This window comes from Streptomyces microflavus, assembly GCF_014650075.1.
Classification (GTDB): Bacteria; Actinomycetota; Actinomycetes; order Streptomycetales; family Streptomycetaceae; genus Streptomyces; species Streptomyces microflavus.
The window spans coordinates 147,013-154,245 of record NZ_BMUG01000016.1 but is presented as its reverse complement, the minus strand read 5'-3'; the positions used below and the strand labels follow the sequence as shown (position 1 = coordinate 154,245).

The window sequence follows — 7,233 nt, the reverse complement described above, 5'->3', positions numbered from 1 at the left end:
TTGCTGGTCATCGATGCATCTTCCATGATCGGGAGTTACACCGAACGTTTTACAGTCCCACGCCTGGGCACTCGCCCAACGGGGAGAAGCCCACCGGCAGGCTGGCCGGTACAACGAGGCCATCACCGACTACACCGCCGCACTCGAACTCAACCCCACATACGCCTGGGCACTCGCCTCCCGCAGTCAGGCTCACCGGCAGGCGGGGCATCGTGAGGAGGCGCGTATGGATGTGGAGCAGGCTGCCGAAGCGCACCCTGACGATCTCGGCTGCGCATTCGAGAAGCTCATGCTCGAAACGGTGGAAGGACGGTTCGAGACATTCAGGGAGCAGTGGCGTCAGCTGCTCACGTCCTCCGAGAGCCCAGACGAACCTGAAGCAAGCTTCTTGCACCTTTTTCAGGCCCTGCTTATCGAACCGCAGAACATGGTGCCGGAGGCGACTGCAGGGGTGCTCGCTACGCATCCAGGTGCTGGTGATATCGCTGAGGTGGTCGGCTATCTGACCGAGCTGGCTCTGTTGGAGGGTGAGGTGGGGGACCGGGCGCGGCAGTGCCATGGCCTGATCGTCGGGCGTGCCTCCAGCTGAGCTTCCCACCTTTCGCCGTCCTCTCGCCTGCGCACAGGACGGAGAGGCCAGGCTTACGGCTGCCGGGCTCGCGGCCGTGCCGCTCGCGGGGAGGGTCGTGGGCCGAGAGCGCGCAGCGCACGGCCGGGGAGCCCAGCGGACGGCGGGCCGGGCAGCCTCAGGCGTGAGAGCGCGCAGCGCGCGGCCAGGGGAAGCGCAGCGGACCGGCACGCCCTGCGGGGGTGAGGAGCGCAGCGGATCACCCCCGCACGCGGCGCCACGTCAACGCCCCGCCCCCGGCCACTCCGGAGAACTCCGGGCCCCCGGCCCGGCTGAGCCCCGCTGCTCCCCTGCGCCCCGCTGCTCCCCTGCGCCTCGCTGCGCCCTCGTACCCCGCTGCGCCGAATCAGCGCATCCGGACGACGGTCAGCGTGCCGTGGCGGCCGGACCCGGCGAGCACTTCGACCATCAGCTCGGTGTCGAGCGCCGTGTACGTCTCGTCGCCCGCCCGCCGCTCCCCCGTGGCGGGCGCGTCCGCGAGTGCTGCGCCGAGCCAAGCGGCCAGGGCCGGGGGAAGGGTCGCGGACAGCCGCGGTTGGCTCGTATCGGGCAGGAGGAGTGCGAGGCGCCGGGGGCGGCGGCGGAGCCCGACGGAGCCAACCACCCGCGCGTCGGCGGTCGCGCTCACGTCCGGAAGGACAGGGGTGTGGAGCTGACCGACGACCAGATCGCCGGAGTCATCGTGGTAGTCGCCGACCCGCGCGAGCAGACACCAGCACCGACCGTCACGGTGACGCTGCACGGCGGCCCGCTCGACGGCTCCACCGCCCCATCGACCCGACCGACGACGTCGCGTGGACCGCGCTCATCAGCGAGGGCTGCGCCTACCCAGGAGGCCGCAGCGTGTACGCCCCCTCCCCCACTGGCCGGTGGGGTGGCGGCACGACGTGCCCTAGGAAGCGCTGTAACCGGAGCAGACCACCGGGCCACCGCGTCGCGACTGCGATACGAGTCAGCAACAGCATTAACGCAATCCCCGCGAACCCCACACATCACGTCCACCCCCGCGTCATGATGACCCTTCACGCACCGCACCCAGGGGGCACCATGCGCCGCACCACCGTCGCCGCGATCATCACGGCCGGCTTACTCCTCACCACCACCGCCTGCACCGGCGACGAGATCACCAGCACACCCAGCAAGACCGGCGCCGCCGAAGCACCCACCAAGCAGGCCGACGCCGAGCCCGAAGCCGAGCCGACCAAGGCCAGCGTCGCGAAGGCCGGCGACACCATCACCCTCAAGGGCACGGAAGACGACCTGAAGGTCGACGCCGTCCTCAAGAAGTGGGACGCCAACGCCCAGCCCGGCGACGAGTACACCGAGCCCTCCGCCGGAAAGCGCTTCGTCGCCGCCCAGTTCCAGCTCACCAACACAGGAACCGCCCCCTACACGGACAGCCCCGCGAACGGAGCCCAGGTCGCCGACGCCGACGGCCAGAGGTTCTCCTCCACCTTCGCGGAGATCGCCAACGGACCCGCGATGACCTCGGACGCGAACGTCCCCCCGGGCGAGAAGGTCCTCGGCTGGATCGTCTTCGAGGTACCCAAGGCCTCGAAGATCGTCACCGTGCAGCTCGCCCTCGACTCCGGATTCGCGAACCAGACCGGACAGTGGAAGGTCTCCTGACTTTCGGCACACCGCCCGTCCGCACAGCCCTTACGGCACCCGACCCCAGGCTTCGCGCACGCGCCGGGGACCAGAGGCCCTGTGGTGCCAGGCTGTGCGGGTGGGTAGGTTTCCCGTCCGGGTGACATCTAGGGGCAAGGCGGCGTGACACCCAGGGCTTGCCCACCGGGGCGGGGCGTCACCGGACCACGATCGGGACGACGACCATCCCGATGGCGGTCACACCGCCCAACCCACGAACAACGTAGGACCACCTGAACACCACCGGCTCGGCGAACCCTCTGTCTCGGCCTCGCTGGCGCCGGGGGGTTCTGTGTTCCCTCCGGGGCCGCCTGGAGGCTCGGGCCACCTACGTCAGTGGCCCCGGGCCGGTCTGTCCCGGGTGTTCGGGAGCGCCGGAGCGTCGTTGCACCTCACCCTGGAAGCCAGCGCACCCACCGAGCATGGCGATGACCCCGCAGCCCTCCCCCGGCACGGCGGCCGCACCTACCCGCGGCTGTAGAGGCTGTGCCGCCCGTGGCGACCCCGCTGCTACTGAGGTTGAACTCGTGATGTCGCTGGGTCGCTCAGGTGGTTCTGATGGTCAAGCCGGTCTCAGCGAGGCAGCCGTCTATGAGGTGGCTGCGGTATTGGATGTGGCGTAGGCCGTGTCGGATGCGCTGGACGAGGTGTTCGGGGGTGGAGAAGGCGACGTTGGAGAGCCAGCCGCGTCGTAGGAGGGACCAGATCCCCTCGACGGGGTTGAGGTCGGGTGCGTAGGGCGGCAGGTAGTAGATCGTCAGCCAGTCCCGGGAGTCGGCGAAATCCCGCAGGCCGGCGGCCTTGTGGACGTTGAGGTTGTCCCAGACCAGGACGATCGGGCCGCCGAGCTGCTGGTGAGCTGCGATCAGCAGGTCCCGGTAGTCGCGCCAGGAGAAGCTCTTACGTCCGTCGGTCGGCCGTCGTCCCGGCGCGGCCGGTAGATCAGCCAGGACCGGTGGCCGGGTTTGTAGCAGGTCAGCGCGGCGATCGATATCCGCCTGCGGGAACGGCCGCGGACCCGCACCACCGGGGTCCGGCCGCGCTGTGACCAGGTCTTCGCTTGCGGCGGCGTCATGGAGAATCCGGCTTCGTCCTCGAAGACGAGCCAGGCTCCACTCACCGCCGCGAGTCTTCCGCGCAGGGCCACACCTCCTTGACCCAACCGGCCACCGCCTCGTCGTCCTGCTCGATGGCGCGGCGGGCCGGGACCTGGCAGGACCAGCCGTTGCGCACCAGGAGCTTGCGCACGCCCTGGATCGTGTAGGTCAGGTGGAAGCGCCGACCGATCACCGTCTTCACCCGGCTCAGGGTCCAGCGCTGGTCCTCTCAGCCGTGAGCGGCCGGCCCCTTGGCCAGCTCCACCACCTCCAACTGCGCGAACTGCTTCTCGCTCAGCCTCGGCAACGATGCCGGACCCTGTGACCGCAGAGCCCGCGGACCCCCCTCATCCCACGTCCGCCGCCACCGCTGCACCGAGCGGACGCTGACCCGCAGGTCCCTGGCGATCACCGAGCTCGCCTCGCCCTGGGCGAACCTCTCGGCGGCCTTCAGCCGTAACTCCTCGGGGAACCGCTGCCGTTCGGCGGTCAGCCCGCCCCCTTGTGAATACCGCATGCCCCGGTGATACCGCACCGGCGAGGAGCCGTCAGCCCCTACGACTCCACGAGTTCAACCTCAGTAATAAGCGGCATTGCTACCGAACCCGGAACGGTTCACTTGAGCTCCTCGTACTGAAGTTCCAGGCTTCTCTTACGTAACTGGACCGATGGGGGGATCAGGTCTGAAATTCCTCGTAAATATTGATCAAGGATTCCGCCAGTGTCTGGAGTCCGAACTTCTCGGATGTTTCAACGGCGTTACGGGACAGGGACTGCCTGAGCGGCATGTCGGATAGGACTTGCCGTACTGCCCGGGTGAACTCACTGACAGTGGCAGCGGAGATCCAATCCGTGCCACGGCGTCCAAACAGGTCGTCATAAACGGACAAGTCGCGGAGGACTAGAGGCAAGCCAGTCGAGGCTGCTTCGAGGGCGGCGAGACCGAACGTCTCCTGCTCGGAGGGGAAAAAAAAGAGGTCTGCCGACCGGCACCACTGGGCGACATTTTGGCGGTCCACTACGCCAGTGAAGCGAACATTTCTCGGGGCGTCGGACATCTTCTGACGTAGAGACCTGCGTTCTGCTGAGAGTGGCCCAAAAAGCGAGTCCCCAACCCAAACGAAAGTAGCTTCGGGATAGTTCCTGGCGCACTCGATAAAAACGTCAGGGCGCTTTCGCGGTTGGAGTTGGGCAACACATAGGACGATTTTTGCGTCAGGGTCCAAACCCAGTTGCGAGCGCGCTTCATCCTTGCTCCGGAGGTCGGAAAAGAACAGGTTTCGAGGGACCCGATTTGGAAGCACGACGACCGGTTTGGTCACTGCATCTTTGATAAGCAATGACTTGACGTCGGAGCTCACGGCAAGAACGACATCGGCACTGTTGTAAAACGCTTGCAGATACCTGGCCGAGAAGCTGGAATAGTGCCTTGCGCCAGCTATGCTGCCCCTAAGCGAATCGGATGTAAGATGCGCGGACGCAACTGTGAGGCCCTTGTGATGCAGCATCTTCGCCAGGGACAAAGGTCCCACTGTGTGGACATGCAGGATTCCGTCCCGCCACCACCGGTTGACCCCGAGGTGCATGCCAGAAATGTCCTGCAGAGCCGTGACCGTATCTGAGAAGACCGAGTGCACCCCGTGAGCGTGCGAGGAGTAACGGCTCTCCGAGAATTGATTTACCTTCAAATCGATGAACCATCGCATTCTGGTCGGGAACTAGACATCGTGCTGGTGATCCGGGCATTCACCGTTACTCCGGCGCGTCGCAGTTCGTAGATAGCCGCCCCCAGGAGGGTGAGGCAGGCAAGTAGTCCCAGTATGTTGAAGAAGAGTAGGTTCACTCCAGCCCATGAGTGCGCGTGGCTGCGCACGCCGCTGTAAACGATGAAAGCCACCATTCCCAGACCATAGAAGGTCTGAGTTAGGTTAACGCTAAGTCGATTCCGGTATTTTCTTGTAATCACTAATCTTTCCATCAGGATGACCTCCTGATGGGTGGGGTTAACTGAAATCTCAACCTTTTCGCGCACTCCCTGAAGATACTCGACGTCTGTGTACATTTGGATCTGATAGGTAATTACAAAAGCCAGTGCGTATGGGGCGACGATAATGACGAGAGCATTATTATCGATCACTCCAATTTTGACAGTGGCGGCGGCTATTAGTCCGGCGAAGTAGACAAACCTCTCCGCTCCCGTGGTCATCTGCTGAATGCGGGTAGAGATATCTCTAAGGTATTCAATCTTTTCCGCACGTGTCGTCGTAGTCATGTCGCCGCGACCTCTCTATACTCAGGTGCTGAAATATGAGGGATACGCCTGCCGTTTGGGGAACATCTGCCGATACATTCGCTGTAGCGCGCCTCGACTGCTGAGCAGACGCACATGGTCATCGCTTTGCTCTCATCGGGCGTAGTGGCGTGAAGCCAAAATGTGCGCACGACGCTGGTCGCGTCAGCGAGGTCGTGCTAGATCTCGGACCTGCTTTTGGCTAGTTTTTCCAGTCCGGCCCTTGACATTCCCCCCCATCTCGTCTATAGATTACGTCCCCATATGGACTTGTCGGAACCCTATCCGATGAGGTCGGAGGAATATGGAGAAACGGAAACACCGATGCCAGGGTTTTACTGAACTGATCGGGTGATGTCGGGCTGTTCGCCAGACAGCGTGAAGGTGGCCTCGGTAGTCCTCTTCGGTGAGATATACGCAGGGCGGCGACTTGACCGACGTCGAGAGAGACGCGCGGGAGCGGGTCCGGCGCCAGGCCGTGACGTGCTTCGAGGAAGAGCCGGGAGATCGCTGCCACGCTGCGGGCCTCGGAACGGTCGGTGGAGCGTTGGCGACGCCAGTGGCGCGAGGGCGGCCACGCCGGAATGGCCTCCAAGGGGTCACCCGGTCGACCCTGGCTATCTGACGCGCAGATAGCCAGGTTGGAGAGGGCGTTGGAGCGCGGTCCGCTGGCACACGGGTGGGCCGACCAGCGATGGACGCTGGCCCGTGTGAAGATGGCGATCGGCCAGCTGTTCCGCGTCTCGTACACCGTGGAGGGAACGTGGCGACTTCTGCGGCGCCATGGCTGGTCCTGGCAGCAGCCGACCCGGCGCGCGATCGAGCGTGACGACGACGCGGTGGAGTTGTGGAAACGAGAGGTGCGGCCGCGGGTAAGAGCACCGCAGCGGCGAACAGCGGCTGGGTGGTCTTCGAGGGCGAGGCTCGCCAGTCGATGACGCCGCCGCGTGCCAGGACCTGGGGCCGCAGGGGGAGCACTCCGGTCGTCCGCGTGCGCGGGCGGGGATCGGGCCGAGTGTCCATGGCGGGGATGACCTGCTACAAGCCGGGTGAGCGGTCCCGTTTGTTCTACGCGATCCGTGAGTACCGGGGCCGCAAGAACGAACCGAAGGGCTTCGGCTGGAAGGACTACCACTACCTGGCAATCCGTTCTCCCCGCGCGAGCGGAGGTAAGCCGCTCTGAGCATCATCAACTCTGGGGGACCGGGGCCGACCGAGCGGGGATGTTCCCGGGGCGCGCGGCTCTTGGGGGGTTATAGGCGGCTGCTCCCCTCGCCCGCGGGGATGGGTCCCACTGGCGCCCGGCCAGTCGGCGACGCCCCGGCCGCGCTGCAGACCTGGATCAGCCGCAAGCTGTCCGGCGTCCCCACCTGGACACTGGACGACCTCGACCGGTTCTCCGCCCACTACGGCATCCCCGTCCCCGACCTCGTCGCCGGAGTCGACCGCGGTAGGTGGCGCCGTCGAGGCGGGCGATCTTGCCTGCGGCGGTGGCGGTGAGCAGCGCGATGACGATAATGACTCCGGTGGTGAGGAGGACAAGGATGGTGGTCAGGGCAAGTCCTCCT

5 protein-coding genes and 3 pseudogenes are annotated in these 7,233 nt (G+C 65.4%); 4 read left to right on the top strand and 4 right to left on the bottom strand.

Annotated features, from left to right (window positions below; all coding sequences use genetic code 11):
- Positions 1 to 73: 73 nt before the first annotated feature.
- Positions 74 to 589: pseudogene (locus tag IE264_RS34645) on the top strand (tetratricopeptide repeat protein); the annotation flags it as partial.
- Between the two features lie 385 nt (positions 590 to 974).
- On the opposite strand, the gene IE264_RS34640 reads toward IE264_RS34645, so the two are convergent.
- A complete protein-coding gene (locus IE264_RS34640; protein ID WP_190167857.1) occupies positions 975 to 1,256 on the bottom strand; it encodes a hypothetical protein in 282 nt (93 codons plus the stop codon).
- Between the two features lie 419 nt (positions 1,257 to 1,675).
- Here IE264_RS34640 and IE264_RS34635 point away from each other — a divergent pair, with 419 nt between their 5' ends.
- The gene (locus tag IE264_RS34635) at positions 1,676 to 2,257 is read left to right on the top strand and encodes a DUF4352 domain-containing protein (protein WP_190167856.1); all 582 of its coding nucleotides are present in this window, start codon (positions 1,676 to 1,678) and stop codon (positions 2,255 to 2,257) included.
- A 566-nt stretch (positions 2,258 to 2,823) separates the two neighbouring features.
- Here IE264_RS34635 and IE264_RS38825 read toward each other — a convergent pair.
- The 3 genes and pseudogenes from IE264_RS38825 to IE264_RS34615 all read right to left on the bottom strand — a co-directional run bounded on the left by IE264_RS38825 (position 2,824) and on the right by IE264_RS34615 (position 5,647).
- Positions 2,824 to 3,892 (bottom strand): annotated as a pseudogene (locus IE264_RS38825) (IS630 family transposase).
- A 160-nt stretch (positions 3,893 to 4,052) separates the two neighbouring features.
- Positions 4,053 to 5,012 carry a glycosyltransferase gene (locus IE264_RS34620; RefSeq protein WP_190167855.1) on the bottom strand — a complete coding sequence of 320 codons (960 nt, stop codon included), beginning with the start codon at positions 5,010 to 5,012 and terminating at the stop codon, positions 4,053 to 4,055.
- Positions 5,013 to 5,059: 47 nt separating this feature from the next.
- Positions 5,060 to 5,647: a hypothetical protein gene (locus IE264_RS34615; RefSeq protein WP_190167854.1), complete on the bottom strand. Its 588-nt coding sequence runs from the start codon at positions 5,645 to 5,647 to the stop codon at positions 5,060 to 5,062.
- Between the two features lie 424 nt (positions 5,648 to 6,071).
- On the opposite strand from IE264_RS34615, the pseudogene IE264_RS38820 reads away from it, so the two are divergent.
- A pseudogene (locus IE264_RS38820) lies at positions 6,072 to 6,836 on the top strand (winged helix-turn-helix domain-containing protein); the annotation flags it as partial.
- Positions 6,837 to 6,949: 113 nt separating this feature from the next.
- The gene (locus tag IE264_RS34600) at positions 6,950 to 7,165 is read left to right on the top strand and encodes a hypothetical protein (protein WP_190167853.1); all 216 of its coding nucleotides are present in this window, start codon (positions 6,950 to 6,952) and stop codon (positions 7,163 to 7,165) included.
- Positions 7,166 to 7,233: the final 68 nt, after the last annotated feature.